This is a genomic window from Modestobacter marinus (assembly GCF_011758655.1).
Lineage (GTDB): Bacteria > Actinomycetota > Actinomycetes > Mycobacteriales > Geodermatophilaceae > Modestobacter > Modestobacter marinus.
Genome location: NZ_JAAMPA010000002.1, coordinates 256,021 through 273,296, shown reverse-complemented (window position 1 = coordinate 273,296; position 17,276 = coordinate 256,021). Strand labels below are relative to the sequence as shown.

The window sequence follows — 17,276 nt, the reverse complement described above, 5'->3', positions numbered from 1 at the left end:
GCTCAGTCCTCCCCCGGTGCGGTGGACGCCCCGCCGAACAGCAGCTCCGAGGCCCGGTCGTGCAGGGCGTGGAACTCCGGCGTGCGCATCAGGTCGGGGGTCCGCGGCCGGGGCAGGTCGACCTGCAGGACCTCCTGGACCCGCCCGGGGCGGGCGCTCATCACGGCGACCTGGTCGGAGAGGAAGACCGCCTCCGAGATGCTGTGGGTGACCATCAGCGTGGTCGCCGGCTTCTCCGTCCAGATCCGCAGCAGCTCCACGTTGAGCCGCTGCCGGGTCATGTCGTCCAGCGCGCCGAAGGGCTCGTCGAGCAGCAGGACCGACGGGGTGACGACCAGCGCCCGGGCGATCGACACGCGCTGGCGCATGCCGCCCGACAGCTGGGCGGGCTTCGCCTTCTCGAAGCCCTGCAGGCCGACCAGCTCGATCAGCTCGGCCACGAGGGCGTCGTCCGGCTCCTGTCCCGAGACCTCGAAGGGCAGCCGGATGTTGGACAGCACCGACCGCCACGGCAGCAGGGCGGAGTCCTGGAAGGCGATCCCCAGCTCGTTGCCGCGGCGGAGCTGCAGCGGCGTCCGGCCCGCCACGAGCGCCGAGCCGGACGTCGGCTCCTCCAGCCCCGCGAGGATCCGCAGGATCGTGGACTTGCCGCAGCCCGAGGGACCGAGCAGCGACAGGAAGCTGCCCTCGTCCGTCCACAGGGTGGCGTCCTCCAGGGCGGCGACCGTGCGGCGGCCGACCCGGAAGGTCTTGCTCAGGTGGTCGATCCGCACGCCGGTGCCGATCGAGGGAGCCGCTCCCCCGGCACCGGCGCTCGCCGACGCCTCTGCGACCTGCGCCATGTCCGACCTCTCCGTCGCCTCCGTCCCGGTCAGGACGGCAGCTCGGTGAGCTCGGGCTTCTCCTCGAGCAGCTCCTCGAGCAGCGACAGGTCGAAGAGGTCCGCGGCGTCGAGCTCGATGCCGGCCGCCTCCAGGGTGGTCATGTTCTGCTCGATCAGGTCCTCGGAGATGGTGAACAGGCCGTTCGTCTCGACGTCGGGGGTGACGATCAGGCCGGCCTGCACCTCCGACTGCTCGAGCTCCTTGGTCATGTCCAGCTGCAGGTCGCTGCCGTACTCCTCCACCGCCATCCGGGCGCCCTCGGCGGGGTCGGCCAGCGCGTCCTGCCAGCCGCGGATCTCGGCCTCGAGGAACGCCTTCACCTTCTCCGGCTCCTCGGCGATCATGCGGTCGGTGGTGATGACCGACTCGGCGACGAAGGGCAGCCCGTTGTCGGCGAAGGGCAGGTTGGTCACCTCGATGCCCAGCGACTGGACGGTGATCGACTCGTTGGTCAGGTAGGCCAGGAAGCCGTCGACCTCGCCGTCGACGAGCGGTGCGGGGTCGTACTCGACGGGGACCTTCGTCACGTCGGCCGGGTCGATGCCGTTCACCTCGAGCAGCGCGTCGAAGAGGGTCTCGTTGCCGCCGGCCTGCACCCCGATCGTCTTGCCGACCAGGTCCTGCGGCGTCGCGATGTTGCCGCCGTCGGCCCGCGAGAGGATCGTGAACGGGTTCTTCTGGAACTTGGTGCCGACGATCTTGAGCGGCGCGTCCTCCTCGGCGATGACCTGGGCGGTGGAGACGGCGTTGCTGAGACCGAAGTCGGCGTCCTCGGTGGCGACGAGCGTCTCGATGGCGCCCGGGCCGGGGTCCATGGTCACCGAGCCGAAGCCGGCGTCCTGGTAGTAGCCCTGGCTGTCGGCGAAGAACTCACCGGCGAACTCGGCGTTCTTGATCCACGACAGCTGGAGCGTGAGGTCGCCGAGGTCGCCCTCCCCGCCGCTGGCGGCCGCGGCCTCGCCGTCGTCGGACCCGCAGGCGGTGAGCACGAGGGCAGCAGCGGACAGCAGGGCTCCGGCGCGCACGGCGCGGTGGCGGATGGTCATGAGGTGCTCCGTCTCTCAGCCACACCCGCAGTGGGGTGTGGGGTGCCGTCCCGGCGTGGGGTTCGGCCGAAAGCTAGGAGCGGGTCGTTTCGCGGTTCGTCCCCAGGCGTTTCGCGTCGGTTAAGGCCCTCGCCTGCCGGCGACGTCCTGCCGACCGGTGCGGGCGGTGGCACGCCGGCCCGGTGCGCGCGGGCGATGTCGGCGACGGAGCGTCACCGGTTCGGCTCGTAGGGCATCGGGTAGTGCACAACCGACGTCGGCAGGACCGCCGGCGGACGACCCGACGCTCGAGGAGATCGCACCGATGAGCATGTCCAGCTCCGACGCAGCAACCGGCTCCCGCGACATCAAGGCGCACGAGACCACCAGCTTCGCCGACCTCGGCAAGGAGATGTGGTCCTACCTCACCGGCAAGGGCGCAGCGATCAACTACGAGTTCGTCGACATGGTCGTGGAGGTGCCGCGGGAGACCGGTGCCGAGGCGCCGCGCGCCGTCTGGCGGCTCAACGGCACGCTGCGGATCACGACCGCCGAGAACGCCAGCCGGGGATGACGGGGTCGCACGGCCCGCTCCACCTGATCGGGGAGCTGTCGCTGGAGGTGGACGGGTCGGGCGTGCAGGTGCACGCCGACGGGGCGGACGTGCGGGTCGTCGCCGAGGACGTCGGGGCCTTCGTGGCCCGGGTCCGGGAGGCGGCGACCGCACGGACGGGTGTGGCCCCGGGCCGGCGGGACGTCGGCGGGCTGGCCGACACCCTGGCCGCGGCCGGGATCACCGCCCACCTGGAGTCGCCCTCGCGTCCGGTGGCCGTGGCCGGCGCCGGCGTCGACTCACCGGCCGGCGCGCTGCTGCTGGGCACCCGGCGGGTGCAGCCACGCGCCGCGGTCGTGCTGGTCGCCGCCGACCGCGGCCGCTGGGTGATCGGCGCGGGCGCCGCCACGGCGGTGCTGCTGACCGTCCTGGCCCGCCGCCGCAGGTGACCCGCTGGGCGCGGCCGGTCCTCGGGCTGGCCGCGCCCGCCTGCGGTCGCGGTGCCGGCGCTGCGTTCCCGTGCCTCCACCGGGGGCGGCCGGGGGTCAGCGCGGCGGGCGGCGCACCGCGGCGGCGACGTTCCAGCGCACCGCCCCGGCGAGGTCGCGGGCGTGCTCGGCCAGGGTCAGGTCCCGCGGGGTCCGCGCCGCCGCCACGGCCGCGTCCAGGTCGTGGTCGTGGTCCCGCAGCACCTCGGAGAAGTCGCGCTGCAGCGGGGCCAGGCACGCGTAGCCGCAGCTGCGGTACATCCGCGGGAACAGCGGCCGGAACAGCCGGATCCGCTCGTGCAGGCCGCTGGAGTGCGACATCGGGTCCTTGTGCCGGCGGGCGACGTGGTCCGGGAGCAGGTCGGCGAAGGCGTGCCGGACGATCCACTTCTCGTAGCCGTCGCGCTGCTTGAGCTCCTGCGGGACCCGCATCGCCAGGTCGAGCATCGTCGGGTCGAGGAAGGGCACCCGGGCCTCCACGCCGTGTCCCATCGACGTCCGGTCGACCCGCTGCAGCTCGGTGCGGCTCAGGTGCCGGATCTTGTGCAGGAACAGCCGGCGCTGGTCCTCGGCGGCGACCCGCCGGTACATCGCGTAGCCGCCGAAGAGCTCGTCGGACCCGTCACCGGTGAGCACGACCTTCACCCCCGCCTCGTGCACGGCCGCGAACAGCCGCTGCGAGACGACGGCGTTGATGATGTCGCCGTACTCGGTCAGCTCGGAGACCCGGATCGCCTCCCGGACGTCACCGGCGCCGATGTCCCGCGGCCGGACGGGGACGACGACGTGCTCCACCGCCAGCGCGGCGGTCAGCCGGCGGGCGTGCGCGAGGTCGGCGCTGCCCTCGGCGCCCACGGTGAAGGCCACGCAGTCGGGGTGCAGCTGCCGGACCAGCAGCAGGGTCAGGGAGCTGTCCAGCCCCCCGGAGAGGACGACGCCGACCCGCAGGTCGGTGTCCACCCGGATCCGGACGGCGTCGGTGAGGGTCTCCCGCAGCGCCGCCGCGGCCTCGTCCACGTCGGACAGGACCGGTCGGCCCTCGCCCAGCCGGTACAGGTCCAGCCAGGGGTGCAGGTCCGGGTCGGCGCCGGGCTCGGCCCAGCCGCAGTGCCCCGGGGGCACCTCGGAGACCGGGACGCCGAGTGGGACCAGGGCCTTGACCTCGGAGGCGACGTGCAGGCGGTCGGCCACCCGTGCCCAGTACAGCGGCTTGACGCCGACCGGGTCGCGGGCGAGGAACACCCGGTGGGTGTCCCGCGCGACGAGGGCGAAGGCGAACTCCCCGCGCATCCGCTGCAGCGCCTGCTCACCCCACGCCAGCACCGTCTCCAGCACGACCTCGGTGTCGCTCACCGACCGCGTCCGGCGTCCCTCCGCGTGCAACCGGTCGCGGAGCGCGGCGTGGTTGAACACCTCGCCGTTGAAGCAGAGCGCCCACCGCCCGTCCTCGGACACCCAGGGCTGCACGGCGTGTTCCCGGTCGACGATGCGCAGCCGGGCGGTGCCGAGGAGGGCGGCGTCGTCGTGCAGGACCTCCTCCACCTCGCCCCGCGGGGAGAGGGCAGCGAGCATCGCGTCGAACCGCGCGCGCTCGGCCCCGGACCCTGGCCCGACGACGGCGGCGATCCCGCACATCAGCGGGCTCCCCCGGCGCTGCGCGCGACCGTCGTCCCGTAGTGGCCGATCCGGTCGGGGTGCAGGCACACGTGCCAGGCCTGGCCCTCGTCGATCACGTTGAGCGTCCCGTCGTCGGCGTAGTCGGTCAGGACGTCGTGCAGCGCCCCGGCCACGCCGTGCCGGTGCAGCCAGGCCATCTCGATGTCCGCGGCGTGGCCGGTGCAGTGCGCGCTCGGCAGCAGCGCCGAGTACCCGAGCTCGCGCAGCCGGTACTGGTCCAGCGTGCTGCGCACCAGGCAGTTCACCCACAGGCCGCGGCGCCACGCCGGGACCGCCTCGGCGAACCGGTCGGCGATCTCGTTGAGCACGGCCACCATCTCCGGCCGGGCCAGCGGGTGGCTGAGCCCGGACGTCCGTGGCTCCAGCCCGGGGAGCCACCGGCGGACGACGTGGTCGCGCGCCCGGCGCGGCAGCGCGCTCGTGCCGACCCGGTAGTGGAAGCGGAGCTGCCCGCGCCGGCGCAGGGCCGCCAGCGACGTCAGCTCCGCTGCCCCCAGGACGGCCTCCGTGTCGGCGAACGGCGGCACCGTGCCGTACCAGACCACGTCGACCTGCTGGAGCAGCACGATCCTGGCCATCCGGGCGGCGGTCGCCGCGTTGGACCGGGGGCTGGGCCGGAAGCAGCGGACCTCCTCCGCCAGCCGTTCCAGCGCGGCCGGTGCACCGCCCGGGAGGTGGTCGAGCACCGCGCACACCTCGGGCCGCCGGGCCGCGGCCAGGACGACGGAGCTCGCCGCCGCACCGGGCAGGTCGTCCACGAGCTCGGCGACCGCCCGGCGGTAACGGACGAGCTCCTCGTGCGACGGTCCCTCGCCGGTCACCGGACCGGCCCCCTCGTCCGACCGTCCATCCCTGGCCGCCTCGACTCCCTGGGGCCGCACGGGACCCGGACCGTCCATCCGGCGCACTGTACGAAGCCGGGGGCGTGTCGGCCAGACCGTCGCGCCCGGCTCAACCGGCGGGGCCCGCCGGTCACGTCTCCTGCGGCTGACGACCGGGGCCCGGCCGGTCGACGCTCGTTGGAGCGGCCTTGGAGGCCTGCCCGGCACAGTGCGGACGTCCGGCGGACCAGCCGCCGGGCTGCCGGCCTGCGCCCGGGCCGGTGGACGGGAGAGGGGCCGGACCGTGCACACCACACCCGAGGACGACGGTTCCCCACCCGCCGGCGCGGTCACCGTGGACATGACCGCCGTGGACATGGCCGCCGTGGACATGGCCGCCGTGGACATGGCTGCCGTGGACATGGCGCCGTACACCGTCGCCGACCACCTGGTCGACCGGCTGGCCGAGCTGGGGGTCGACCGGGTGTTCGGGGTGCCCGGCGACTACAGCCTCCGGCTGCTCGACCACGTCACCGCGCACCCGACCGTGCGCTGGACCGGGTGCGTCACCGAGCTCGGTGCCGGGTACGCCGCCGACGGCTACGCGCGGCTGCGCGGCCTGGCGGCGCTGTGCACCACCTTCGGCGTCGGTGAGCTCAGCGCGGTCAACGCCATCGCGGGCAGCTACGCCGAGCACGTGCCGGTCGTCCACGTGGTGGGCGCCCCTGCACTGGCGAGACAGGCCGAGCACCGCGCGCTGCACCACACCCTGGGCGACGGGGTGTTCGGCCACTTCGCGGCCATGCACACCGACATCACCTGCGCCCGCGCCGTGCTCGCACCGGGCACCGCCGTCGACGAGGTCGACCGCGTGCTCACCGAGGTCCGGGACAGCCGGCTGCCCGGTTACCTCCTCGTGCCGGCGGACGTCGCCGAGCTGCCCGCCGAACGCGCACCGGCGTCGCTCCCCCTCCGCGCCGACGGCACCGACCCCGAGGTGCTCGAGGCCTTCACCGCGGCTGCCGCGCAGCTCCTCGCCCGGGCCGGGTCCACCGACCGGGTCGCGGTGCTCGCCGGCCTCCTCGTGCACCGGTTCGGCGCGGTGGACGAGCTGGCCGGCCTGCTCGCCGCCGGGCCCCTGCCGCACGCCACGACCCCGTGGGCCAAGAGCCTGCTCGACGAGACGGCCCCCGGGTTCGCCGGGACCTACGCCGGCGCGGCCGGCAGCTCGGAGTCGACCCGGGCGGTCGTGGAGGACGCCGCGGCGCTGGTGCTGGCCGGCGTCCAGTTCACCGATCTCACCAGCGGCCTGTTCACCCAGCGGATCTCCCGCGCCCGGACGATCGACCTGTCCCCGCGGTCGGCGCGCGTCGGGGCAGCCGTGTTCGCGCCGCTGGAGCTGCCGGCCGCGCTCGCCGCGCTGCGCCCGGTGGTCGCGGCCCTGACCCCCGCTCCCCTGCCGCCGCCGGAGGAGCCGGCCGACGGACGACCGGACGACGACGCGGCCCCGCTGACCCAGGCCGCGCTCTGGCGGGAGACCACGGCCGCGCTGCGCCCGGGCGACGTCGTCCTCGCCGACCAGGGCACCTCGTTCTACGGCATGGCGCCGCACCGGCTGCCGCCCGGCGTGACCTTCGTCGGGCAGCCGCTGTGGGCCTCCATCGGGTACGCCCTGCCCGCGCTCCTGGGTGCCGGCACGGCCGCGCCCGGCCGTCGCGGTGTCCTGCTCATCGGCGACGGCGCCGCCCAGATGACCGTCCAGGAGCTCGCCACCGTGCTCCGGGAGCGGCTGCCCGCGCTCGTCGTCGTGGTGGACAACGCCGGCTACACGGTCGAGCGGGCCATCCACGGCGCCGACCAGCCGTACAACGACATCGCCCGCTGGGACTGGACCGCGCTGGCCCGCCTGTTTTGCAGCGGCGAGCGCGTCCGCACCGACCGGGCCAGCACCGTCGGCGCGCTGCGGCAGGCCTACCGCGAGGCCGCCGACGACCCCGGTGGGTTCGCCCTCGTGCAGGCCGTCGTCCCCCGCGACGACGTCCCGGCGCTGCTCGCCACCCTCACCCGCGCCCTCGGCGCACCGGGCGCGGGCCCCTGACGCTCGGCGCACGCCGCGTCCCGGACACCGCACCGGCCGGGGTCAGCGGGCCCCGGGTGCCACGGCGGGGCCCTGCCCGGCGTGCGAGGTGACCCGGTCGGGGTAGGCGCCGGTGAACCGGATCAGCGCCCAGACGACCACCAGGGGCACGACCCAGTTCAGCACCAGTTCGGGCAGGTGCGCCGAGTCGCGACTGGTGGCGTGCTCGTCCAGCAGCGTGACCAGCACCCCGGCCGCCCCGATGACGACCAGACCGGCGCCCCAGGCCGCGCTGAGGACCCGGTTGACCGACCGGAAGGTGGGCGACCCCCAGACCTCGCGCGGGGCCGACCGGCGGGCGTACTCCTCGGTGAAGGGGCGCGTGGCGGCCGTCGCCAGCACGTACAGGCCGAGGGCCACCCCCACCAGCGGCTGCCCCCACCGGAACAGCCAGTCGTCGACGCCCGCGCCACCGGCGAAGCCGGCGACGGCGATGCCGGTGAACAGGACGAGCGAGACCGCGTTCAGCGCCGTCGGCCCGTGCCGCCGGGCGGCGACGGCCAGGCCGACGACGGTCATCGCGACGGCGAGCAGGGCGCTCCAGGCGACCGCGTCGGCCGCCATCCGGTCGGCCACGACGGTGAAGACGATCCAGGGCAGGAGACCCAGGACGAAGGAGAACGGCTTCATGGCCGGTCACGATCCCGCCGGGCGCTCCAACCGGGCTCCAAGGCCCGCTGGACGACCCCGGCGTCCCGCACCCGTCGGACGCGTCACCCCCCTCCGCCCGCCGCAGGGTGTCCCGGATCCGTCACCTGCCGTCGGGAGGCTGTTCCGTTGGAGCGCGGTTGGAGGGATCCTCACCAGGATCCGCGGCACGCCGCGCCGCCGGTCGCGGGTGCCGAGGGGAGCGCGGGTGGACGACGTCGTCTCGATCGACACCCTCGCCGCCGTGGCCGCGGTCGCGCTGCTCGCGGCCCTGCTCGTCGGGCTACTCCCCCGGTTGCCGGTACCGCAGGTGGTGCTGCTGCTGGTCGGCGGTGTCGTCATCGGCCCGCACGTCCTGGGCATCGGTTCGCCGGCGGGCGTGCAGGTGCTCGCCGACGTGGGGCTCGGGTTCGTCTTCCTGCTGGCCGGCTACGAGCTGGACCTGCGGCTGTTCCGGCAGGACGCCGGACGGCGGGCACTGCTCTCCTGGGCGGTCTCCTTCGGGCTCGCCGCCGTCGTGGTCGGCCTGCTCACCGCCGCCGGGCTGGTCGAGGCGTTCCTCCCGGTCGCGCTGGGGCTGACCACCACGGCCCTGGGCACGCTGCTCCCGGTGCTGCGCGAGGAGGGCCTGCTCCATGGCCGGCTGGGGCGGTACCTGCTCGCGGCGGGCGGGGTCGGTGAGCTGCTGCCGGTGCTGGTGATCGCCGTCTTCCTGGGCAGCCAGGGCCGGGTCACCGCGCTGGTGTCCCTGGGCGGCGTCGCCGCCCTGGCGGTGCTGCTCGGCCTGCTGCGGCACGGGGTCCGGGACGGCAGCCGGCTGGCCGACGTCGTCCGGGCCGGGCAGCACGAGACCGCGCAGATCACCCTGCGGGGCACGATCCTGCTGCTGCTGACGCTGGTCGCGCTGACCGACCGGTTCCACCTGGACGCCGTGCTCGGGGCCTTCCTCGCCGGGATCGTGCTGCGCCGGTGGGTGGGCGAGGCCGCGCCGGAGCTGGAGTCCAAGCTCGACGCCGTGGGCTACGGGTTCTTCGTCCCGCTCTTCTTCGTCTACTCGGGGATGAACCTGGACCTGCCCGCGATCGCGGCCGCACCGCTCTTGCTCGTGCTCTTCCTGGTCCTGATGCTCGCGGTGCGGGGCGGCCCGGTGCTGCTGGTCTACCGCCGGGTCCTGGACCGGCGCGAGCGCTGCCAGACCGCCCTGGTCAGCGCCACGGCGCTGCCGGTGCTGGTCGCGCTCACCGAGATCGCGGTGCGCAGCGGCACGATGACCTCCGACGACGCCGCGGCCCTCGTCGGCGCGGGCATGGTCACCGTCCTGGTGTTCCCCGCCGTGGTCGTCGCGCTGGGCCGCGGACCGGCCCGGCCGGCGGCCTCGCCGTCCCCCGCGGACCCGGTGGGCCCGGCACGATGACCCCGCGGTGACCGGAGCTGCGGTTCCCGAGGGGGTCGGCCGGCCCGCCACGGCGCCGGTCGCCGGCGTCGGCGTGCAGCGGCACCCCGCAGGCTGCAGCGGCGAGGCAGGGAGGTGGACGTGGGCTGGGCACCGGAACTGCTGCCGTCGCTGACCGGCCGGCGGGAGCTCGTCGCGTGGCTGGTGCTGGGCTTCCTGGTGACCTTCCTGGTCACCCGGTTCGTCACGCACGCGATCCGCACGGGCCGGGGCCCGTTCCGGGACGCCCGCGTCGGCGGGGTGCACGTGCACCACGAGGTGTACGGCATCTTCCTCCTGCTGGGCACGGGCACCGCCGAGTTCGCCTACCGCCCGGACGGCACGTGGGCCGGCCTGCTCGCCGCGCTCTTCGGCGCCGGCGCGGCGCTCACGCTCGACGAGTTCGCGCTCTGGCTGCACCTGGAGGACGTGTACTGGTCACGGGAGGGCCGCAGCTCGGTGGACGCGGTCCTGCTCGCGGCGGTCGTCGGCGGGATGCTGCTCATCGGCGCCAACCCGTTCGACGCCGACCGGTCACGGGGCGAGGGCGTGCTGGCCCTCACCGTCCTGCTCAACCTCTGCTTCGCGGTCGTCGCCATCCTCAAGGGGCGGGTGGTGCTGGGCGTGGCGGGGGTGTTCGTCCCCCTGATCGCCGCCGTCGCCGCCGTCCGGCTGGCCCGCCCGGCCTCCCCGTGGGCGCGCCGCTGGTACCGGCCCGGCAGCCGCCGCGCGGCCCGGAGCAGGAGACGGTTCCCGCCCGGACGGCGCAACCGCTGGGACCGCCTGGTCGACCTGTTCGCCGCGGTGCCGCCCCGCACGACTCCAGCGGTACCGAACCCGGTCGCCGGCTGAGGTGCCCGGCCGCCCGTGCGCGCCGCACTGCCCCGCGCGCAAGGGCCTACCGCGACCGCGGGAGATGCGGTACGCAGTCGTCCGACGAGCACCGGCACCCGGTGCCCCGGGCGCCGCCACGGCGCCCGCGTCACCGAGGTCGGGCGCCCCGCTCCGCGTCACCGGGACAGCTCGCAGGAGGTGTCCCGGTGCAGTCCGACACACCCGACGGCGCCCTGCGCATCCGGGACCTCGGTCCCCTGGAGGTCGAGCGTGCCGGGGTCCCGGTCGGCCTGGGCGGCACCCGGCTCGCCGCCGCGCTCGCCCTGCTGCTGGTGCACGCCGGGCAGCACGTCGGCGTCGGCGCGCTGTCCGAGGCCATGTGGGGCGCTGAGTCGCCGTCCCGGTCGCCGTCCACCCTGGACTCGCACGTCTGGCGGTTGCGCAAGGCGCTCGAACCGCAGCGCGAGCGTGGCCGCCCGTCGGCCACGCTGCGCCGCGACCTCGGCGGCTACCGGCTGGTGACCGACGCCGCGACCATCGACTCGGTGCGCTTCGCCGCGCTGGCCGACGAGGCCCGGGAGCTGCTCGCCGCGGGCCGGCCCGAGGACGCCCGCCGCACCGCCGAACGGGCCCTGGCCCTGTGGCGGGGGCAGCCCTACGCCGGATTCGCGGACGAGCCGTGGGCGGTGGCGGCGGTGGCCCGGCTGACCGAGGTCCGCGACCAGCTGCGGGAGCTGCTCGCCGAGGCGCTGCTCTCCTGCGGCGCGCCGGAGCGGGCACTGCTGGCCCTCGGCCCCGGTCTGGCGGAGACGCCGCTGCGGGAGCGGCTCTGGTCGCTGCGGATGCTCGCCCAGCACCGCCTCGGCCGGGCGGAGGAGGCGCTGCGCAGCTACGCCGAGGTCCGCCGGGTGCTGCTCGACGAGCTGGGGCTCGAGCCGGGCACCGAGCTGCGCGAGCTGCAGGCCCGCATCCTGGCCGAGGACCCCACGCTCGCGGGCCCGGGACCCTGGGTCCCGGCAGCTCCGACGGTCCGTTCCCCGGCGGCACCCGGGTCCGGGGCGGCTGGCGGCGGCGGGCCGGTCGAGGTGCACCTCCCCCACCGGGTGTCTGCGCTGGTGGGCCGGGAGCAGGAGCTGGCCGGGCTGGCCGAGACCGTGCCCCGGCGGGGGCTGACCACGCTGGTGGGCGCGGCCGGGTGCGGCAAGACGCGGCTGGCCGTCGAGGTGGCCCGCACGCTGGCCGGCCGGTTCCCCGGCGGCGTCTGGTTCGTCGACCTCACCGCCGCGCGGGACGCCGGCTCGGTGCTCTCCACGGTCGTGTCCGCCCTCGCCCTCGCGCCGGCCGACACCGCCCGGCCCGGAGCGGCCGTGCGGGCGTTCCTGCGGGACCGGCGGGCCCTGCTGGTGCTGGACAACTGCGAGCAGGTCCTCGACCCGGTCGCCGACCTCGTCGACGACTGGTCCCGGGTGCCGGGCGGGCTCGCCGTCCTGGCGACCAGCCGGGAGCCGCTGGAGGTCGACGGCGAGCACGTCCACCCGGTCGGTCCGCTGCCCCCGCCCACCGACGACGGCGACGCCACGGCCTCCCCCGCCGTCGCCCTGCTGCTGGACCGGCTCGCGGCCACCGGTGCCGACCGCCGGGACCTCGGCCTGCTCAGCGCGGTGGTGCGGATCGCCACCGCCGTGGACGGGGTGCCCCTGGCGCTGGAGCTGGCCGCCGACCGGGCCCGGGCGTTCACCCTGGAGGAGATCGCCCACCAGGTCACCGCCGACCCCAGCTCCCTGGCCCGGATGGGACGCGGGAGCGACCACCACCGGACGGTCCGCGTCGCGATCGAGCAGAGCTGTGCCGCGCTGCCCGCCGACGAGGCCGCCCTGCACCGCAGCCTCTCCGCCCTCCCCGGCCCCTTCACCGTGGCTGCGGCCGACGGCGTGTACCGCGGCACCGACGGGGACGCCGGGAGGACCGCCGACCTGGTCGCCCGGCTGGTCCACCACTCCCTGCTGGTGCCCCTGGGTCCGGCCCGGCCGGGCGGGCGGAGCCGGTTCACCCAGCTCGCCACCATCCGGGGGCACGCCTGCCACGCCGCGGCCGCGGACGGGCCCCGGCTGGTCCGGAGCCGGGACGCGTGGGTGGCCGGCCTGGTCCGGGACCGGCCCCCGCTGGGGCACGTGACCGAGCGGGCCTGGTTCGACGCGCTCGACGACGACCTGCCCGCCGTCCGCGCCACCCTGCAGCACCTCCTGGTGGAGCGCCCCTCCGCCGACGGGGTGTGGCTGGCCGGCCGGCTGGGCGCGTTCTGGTACTTCCGGAGCAAGACGGTCGAGGGGCGGGCCTGGGCGGAGCGGGCGATCGACCACGAGCACCTCGCCGACCCGCTGTCGGCCGCGCTGGTCCGGCTGACCCTGGCCCACCACCTCTGCTCCGGTGGGGACGACGACCTCGCCGGGCCGCACGTCGCCGCGGCCTTCGCCCTGCTGGACGGCAGCGGGCACGCCGCGTCGCGGGTCGTCGCCGAGGTGCTCACCCTGCTGACGCACTCGCTCGTCGCGGCCGGTGGTCCCGACGCCGCCCGCGAGGTCGCCGGACGGGTGCGGGCCGCGGCCGTCGCCACCGGCACGGACCCGGAGCTCGACCTCTTCGCCGACGCGTGCGCGACCCTGGCCGGCAGCGTCGACGGGCTCGGCACCGACGAGGCGCTCAGCGGCCTGCACCGCCGCGCCCTGCAGCTGGGCAACGCGCACGTGGCGCTGCTCGTCGCCGGGATGTCGGTGGTCGCCGCGCTCCGGGCGGCCGACCCCGCGCGGGCACTGACCTGATCCGACCGGATGATCGCCCACCGGCTGACCCTCGGCACGTCCGACGGCCCCGTCGCCTTCGAGCTGCGGGCCCTGGTCGCGGCGATGGGCGGCCGCCCCGACGAGTCGGTGCGGCTGTTCTCCGCCGCACGCACCCAGGCCCAGCGCAACGCGCTGCGGTGGCCCGCCCTGGCCGAGACGTCCCACGTGCTGCCGGGCGTCACCCGGGCCCTGGAGCCCGCCGCGGCCGAGCGCGCCCGCGCGGCGGGCGCCCGCCTGACCCTCGCCGACCTGGTCACCGGCCCGGAGACCGTCCGGGCCTGAGCTCCCGGGCCGGGCCCCGACCCGGTTGGAGAGGTCTTGGAGCCGGTGCCGGGACAGTCCGGCCCGCCGGCGGGACCGTCCCGGCACCGGCCCGACGACCCGTCGCCGACAGATCCGAACGGAGCCCCACGTGCACGCCTTCTTCACCGACGACGACTTCCAGTTCGCCGTCGAGAACGTCCTCGGCAGCACCTGGTCCCGCGCGGCCGACGTCGGTGAGGTGCTGGCCACCGTCGACCGGATCCCGAACCGCGACGCGCGCGCCTGGGTCGAGCAGTGGTCCGCGACCGCCGAGCGGGTCGCCGGCGAGGCGCGCGCCGCCGAGGCGGCCGGGCACCTCCGCAGCGCCGCGGCCCGCTGGCTGCGCGCCGCCGGCTACTGGTCCGAGGCGTCGGACAAGGCCGACTCCACCGACGGCGCCACGCAGCTGTGGGAGTCCCACCGCCACGCGTGGGACCGGTTCGTCGACTGCACCGTGGCCGTCGGCGACGTGGCCGTGGAGCGCCTCGAGATCCCCTGGGCGGGGACGACCCTGCCCGGGTACTCCTTCCGCCGCGCGGCCGACACCGCCCCCCGGCGGACGCTGGTCTACACCAACGGCAGTGACGGCTCCGTCGTCGGAGCCTGGTCCCGGGGCATCGCCGAGGCCCTCGCCCGCGGCTGGAACGCGATGACCTACGACGGCCCGGGGCAGAACGCCGCGCTGATGCGCCAGGGCCTGACCTTCCGCCCGGACTGGGAGAACGTCCTGACGCCGGTCATCGACGCCCTGACCGAGCGGTCGGACGTCGACCCCGGCCGGATCGCGGTCATGGGCATCAGCCAGGGCGGCTACTGGGTGCCCCGGGCGGCGGCCCACGAGCACCGCATCGCGGCCGCGGTCGCCGATCCCGGGGTGGTCGACGTCTCCACGACCATGCTGCAGCAGCTCCCGCACTTCCTCGTGCGGCTGCTGGACGACGGGAAGCGGGAGCAGTTCGACAGGGACATGGCGTGGGCCCTGAAGCTCTCCCCCGCGACCCGGGCCACGATGCGGTGGCGGATGCGGCCCTACGGGGTCACCTCGCCGTTCGACTTCTTCACCGCCGCCCGCGAGTACGCGCTGACCGACGAGCAGCTGGCCGCGATCACCTGCCCGATGCTGGTCACCGATCCCGAGCACGAGCAGTTCTGGCCCGGGCAGTCCGCCCGGATGGCCGCCGCGCTCACCTGCCCGGTCACGCTGCTGCCCTTCACGGCCGACGAGGGGGCCGACGGGCACTGCGAACCGGCGGCGGTCGGGCTGCGCAACGAGCGGGTCTTCGACTGGCTCGACGAGCACGTCCCTGCACCTGACCGCTGAGGCGGCGTGGCGGTCAGGCGCCCTGCAGCCCTGCTCCCGGCGGGCCACGATGGACCCATGCCCGCTCGCCCGCGCCTGCTGGCGGCCGCCGGTCCGGCGGCCGCCGCCCTGATCGGCGGCCTGTCCACCGACCCCGACAGCCGGTGGTTCCGGTCGCTGGACAAGCCGTCCTGGTATCCCCCGCCGCAGACCTTCGGCATCGTCTGGACCGCCCTCTACGCCGGCACCGCCTGGGCCGCCGGCGAGGTGCTCAGTCACGCCGAGCCGGCCTCCCGCCGGTCGTTCGCCCGCGCCTACGCGGTGAACCTGGTGCTGAACACCGCGTGGACCCCGCTGTTCTTCCGCGCCCACCGGCCCTGGGCGGCCACCGTGGAGTGCGCGGCGCTGACGGTCTCGACGGTCGACCTGGTGCGCCGGGCAGCCGCCGTCAGCAGCCCGGCAGCGGCCGTGCTCGTCCCGTACGCGGGGTGGACGGCCTTCGCCACGGCGCTGTCCGCGGCGATCGCCCGCCGCACCTGACCCGGCCGCCGGGCCAGGGTGCTCGGGATCGTGGTCGTCGTCCTGTGGCCCACTGCCTCCGGACGGACCTGCGCCGGGTGGTGGGTGCCGCCGGCTGTCTCAGCCCCTGCGGTGGGCGCCGCGGTGCTCCGTCGCCCCCGCGGCCGCGACACTGCGGCGCACGGCACCGGCGGCCTCCGCGACGATCTCCTCGAACGGGCCCCGGGCGTGGGAGCGACTCCACAGCAGCGCGAACGCCACCACGACGGCGACCTGCAGCAGGAAGCCCGCCGGCCCACCGGGCAGCGCGGGGGCGCTGAGCAGGACCAGGTGCAGGCAGTAGAGGGTCAGCGTCATGCTCCCCGCGGCGGCCAGGGGCCGCAGCAGCGAGGTGGTGAGGCGACCGAGCAGGATGCACACCCCGAGCACCACGAGGGCGACGCCGATCGTGTGGGCGAGGTCCAGCGACGTGCCGGAGTGCGGCGCCATCGTGGCCAGCCACCAGCCGGTGTCCGTCGGCGTCGTCCCGCTCCACCCGGAGGCCACCACGTCGGCGTACTCCGCCGACGTCATCGACTGCAGGGCCACCTCCTCCAGCCGGGCCCGGCCACCGGACACGTCGAGCAGCAGCCAGGACACCGCCACCGGGACGACGGCCAGCGCGGCACCGACGAGGACCACGCCCGCGAGGACGAGCCGGCTGGAGAGCGCGGCGCGGCCGAGGGCGAGGCCGACGCACAGGTAGGCCGTCCACGCGAGCGCCGGGTACTGGCCGGTGAGGGTCAGCTCGGTCAGCGCCTGCAGCGGGTGGTCCAGCAGCGCGGTGAACGTCAGGTTGGGGACGACCACCGGTTCCGTGCCGGCCCGGAGCAGGTGGCTGAGGCCGGGGACGGCGACCACGACCACCGTCGCCAGGACCACCAGGGCGCGGCTGGACAGGGACAGCAGCGGGACGGCCAGCACGAACAGGACGGCGTAGTACGGGAGGATCACCCCGGCGGAGTCCGTCGGGACCAGGTACCCGAGGGCCAGCCCGACCGCGCCGATGAGGAGCGCGCGGACCAGCAGCGACGCCGCCTGGGCGGTCCACGTCCGTCCCGTCGGCCGCCGCCGGCCCCCGCTGGCGAAGGCGATGCCCACCCCGGCCAGCAGGGCGAACAGCGCCGCCGACTTGCCCGCCGAGAGGGTCCACGCCAGCGACGCCGTGCCGTCCGCGTCGGTGGCGTCCAGGTTGTGCACCGCGATCATCCCGACCAGGGCGAAGCCCCGCGCGGCGTCGATGCCGACCAGCCGGGGCGTCGACCGTGCGGGTCCTGCCGTGCTCGACGGCGTCCCGGCCACGTCGCCCGACGGGACCACGTCGCAGGCATGCGGCAGCTGCGGGACGCCGCCGGGGACCGGCGGACGGACAGCCGGCGCCGCGGTCGACGAACCGGCCGGGACGGGCATCGATCCGGGCGCCGGCGGGGCGCCGCTGACCGTCCCCTCGATGTCAGGTGAGGACGACATCCGCTCACTCTCCGCAGGTAGCTGGGCATCCGGGACCCGCGGAGTCGACTGAGTCCTCGCCCCGCGCACGCCCTGCGTTCGCAAGGAGGGGGCACGACGGATGGCTCATCGGGCCGATCCGCCGGGGCAGCCGCCGATCAGGACGGCGTCGGGACGACGACCTCAGCGCTCGCCGACGACGACGCGTGACGAGTGGTCAGCGTGACGTCACCGGCGCGCTCATGGGCGCTCTCCTGCGGCGGGACGGCCCCGACGACCCATCCGGTGACGGCAGCCCGGCCGAACGCGTGAGGGTCGACCGACCCG

15 protein-coding genes are annotated in these 17,276 nt (G+C 75.9%); 9 read left to right on the top strand and 6 right to left on the bottom strand.

Annotation, left to right across the window (positions count from 1 at the left end; translation table 11 throughout):
• Nucleotides 1–2: 2 nt before the first annotated feature.
• Together FB380_RS17285 and FB380_RS17280 are read right to left on the bottom strand one after the other, a co-directional pair.
• The gene (locus tag FB380_RS17285; protein ID WP_166756594.1) at nt 3–842 is read right to left on the bottom strand and encodes an ABC transporter ATP-binding protein; all 840 of its coding nucleotides are present in this window, start codon (nt 840–842) and stop codon (nt 3–5) included.
• Nucleotides 843–871: 29 nt separating this feature from the next.
• Nucleotides 872–1,930 (bottom strand): ABC transporter substrate-binding protein, encoded by a 1,059-nt coding sequence (locus FB380_RS17280; RefSeq protein ID WP_166756593.1) that lies wholly within the window; start codon nt 1,928–1,930, stop codon nt 872–874.
• Nucleotides 1,931–2,234: 304 nt separating this feature from the next.
• On the opposite strand from FB380_RS17280, the gene FB380_RS17275 reads away from it, so the two are divergent.
• The gene (locus FB380_RS17275; protein ID WP_208383665.1) at nt 2,235–2,483 is read left to right on the top strand and encodes a hypothetical protein; all 249 of its coding nucleotides are present in this window, start codon (nt 2,235–2,237) and stop codon (nt 2,481–2,483) included.
• The gene (locus tag FB380_RS17270; protein ID WP_166756592.1) at nt 2,480–2,911 is read left to right on the top strand and encodes a hypothetical protein; all 432 of its coding nucleotides are present in this window, start codon (nt 2,480–2,482) and stop codon (nt 2,909–2,911) included. Before FB380_RS17275 ends, FB380_RS17270 begins: the two co-directional genes overlap by 4 nt.
• Before the next feature lie 96 nt (nt 2,912–3,007).
• On the opposite strand, the gene FB380_RS17265 is transcribed toward FB380_RS17270, so the two are convergent.
• Nucleotides 3,008–4,585 carry an asparagine synthetase B family protein gene (locus FB380_RS17265; protein ID WP_166756591.1) on the bottom strand — a complete coding sequence of 526 codons (1,578 nt, stop codon included), beginning with the start codon at nt 4,583–4,585 and terminating at the stop codon, nt 3,008–3,010.
• The gene (locus tag FB380_RS25555; protein WP_166756590.1) at nt 4,585–5,448 is read right to left on the bottom strand and encodes a DUF5715 family protein; all 864 of its coding nucleotides are present in this window, start codon (nt 5,446–5,448) and stop codon (nt 4,585–4,587) included. Before FB380_RS25555 ends, FB380_RS17265 begins: the two co-directional genes overlap by 1 nt.
• 304 nt (nt 5,449–5,752) lie before the next feature.
• Between FB380_RS25555 and FB380_RS17255 the strand changes: the two genes are divergently transcribed.
• The gene (locus tag FB380_RS17255) at nt 5,753–7,546 is read left to right on the top strand and encodes an alpha-keto acid decarboxylase family protein (protein ID WP_229682233.1); all 1,794 of its coding nucleotides are present in this window, start codon (nt 5,753–5,755) and stop codon (nt 7,544–7,546) included.
• A 42-nt stretch (nt 7,547–7,588) separates the two neighbouring features.
• Here FB380_RS17255 and FB380_RS17250 read toward each other — a convergent pair whose 3' ends face one another.
• Nucleotides 7,589–8,215, bottom strand: a complete 627-nt coding sequence (locus tag FB380_RS17250) for a DUF3159 domain-containing protein (RefSeq protein ID WP_166756589.1) — start codon at nt 8,213–8,215, stop codon at nt 7,589–7,591.
• A 226-nt stretch (nt 8,216–8,441) separates the two neighbouring features.
• On the opposite strand from FB380_RS17250, the gene FB380_RS17245 reads away from it, so the two are divergent.
• The 6 genes from FB380_RS17245 (at nt 8,442) to FB380_RS17220 (ending at nt 15,482) form a co-directional block, all read left to right on the top strand.
• A complete protein-coding gene (locus FB380_RS17245) occupies nt 8,442–9,647 on the top strand; it encodes a cation:proton antiporter (protein ID WP_166756588.1) in 1,206 nt (401 codons plus the stop codon).
• A gap of 120 nt (nt 9,648–9,767) precedes the next feature.
• Complete coding sequence (locus FB380_RS17240) at nt 9,768–10,517, top strand: hypothetical protein (protein ID WP_229682234.1); 750 nt, start codon at nt 9,768–9,770, stop codon at nt 10,515–10,517.
• Between the two features lie 188 nt (nt 10,518–10,705).
• Nucleotides 10,706–13,318: an AfsR/SARP family transcriptional regulator gene (locus FB380_RS17235; RefSeq protein WP_166756587.1), complete on the top strand. Its 2,613-nt coding sequence runs from the start codon at nt 10,706–10,708 to the stop codon at nt 13,316–13,318.
• A 9-nt stretch (nt 13,319–13,327) separates the two neighbouring features.
• Nucleotides 13,328–13,621, top strand: a complete 294-nt coding sequence (locus tag FB380_RS17230; protein ID WP_166756586.1) for a hypothetical protein — start codon at nt 13,328–13,330, stop codon at nt 13,619–13,621.
• Nucleotides 13,622–13,751: 130 nt separating this feature from the next.
• Entirely contained in the window at nt 13,752–14,963 is a 1,212-nt protein-coding gene (locus tag FB380_RS26045) for an alpha/beta hydrolase family protein (protein ID WP_166756585.1), read from the top strand.
• Between the two features lie 57 nt (nt 14,964–15,020).
• The gene (locus FB380_RS17220) at nt 15,021–15,482 is read left to right on the top strand and encodes a TspO/MBR family protein (protein ID WP_166756584.1); all 462 of its coding nucleotides are present in this window, start codon (nt 15,021–15,023) and stop codon (nt 15,480–15,482) included.
• A 99-nt stretch (nt 15,483–15,581) separates the two neighbouring features.
• Here FB380_RS17220 and FB380_RS17215 read toward each other — a convergent pair whose 3' ends face one another.
• Entirely contained in the window at nt 15,582–16,970 is a 1,389-nt protein-coding gene (locus FB380_RS17215; protein WP_166756583.1) for a heparan-alpha-glucosaminide N-acetyltransferase domain-containing protein, read from the bottom strand.
• Nucleotides 16,971–17,276: the final 306 nt, after the last annotated feature.

Coding starts and splice junctions, on each gene's coding strand:
- FB380_RS17285 (WP_166756594.1), bottom strand. CDS start 842: ATGGCGCAGGTCGCAGAGGCGTCGGCGAGCGCCGGTGCCGGGGGAGCG.
- FB380_RS17280 (WP_166756593.1), bottom strand. CDS start 1,930: ATGACCATCCGCCACCGCGCCGTGCGCGCCGGAGCCCTGCTGTCCGCT.
- FB380_RS17275 (WP_208383665.1), top strand. CDS start 2,235: ATGAGCATGTCCAGCTCCGACGCAGCAACCGGCTCCCGCGACATCAAG.
- FB380_RS17270 (WP_166756592.1), top strand. CDS start 2,480: ATGACGGGGTCGCACGGCCCGCTCCACCTGATCGGGGAGCTGTCGCTG.
- FB380_RS17265 (WP_166756591.1), bottom strand. CDS start 4,585: ATGTGCGGGATCGCCGCCGTCGTCGGGCCAGGGTCCGGGGCCGAGCGC.
- FB380_RS17250 (WP_166756589.1), bottom strand. CDS start 8,215: ATGAAGCCGTTCTCCTTCGTCCTGGGTCTCCTGCCCTGGATCGTCTTC.
- FB380_RS17230 (WP_166756586.1), top strand. CDS start 13,328: ATGATCGCCCACCGGCTGACCCTCGGCACGTCCGACGGCCCCGTCGCC.
- FB380_RS17220 (WP_166756584.1), top strand. CDS start 15,021: ATGCCCGCTCGCCCGCGCCTGCTGGCGGCCGCCGGTCCGGCGGCCGCC.
- FB380_RS17215 (WP_166756583.1), bottom strand. CDS start 16,970: ATGTCGTCCTCACCTGACATCGAGGGGACGGTCAGCGGCGCCCCGCCG.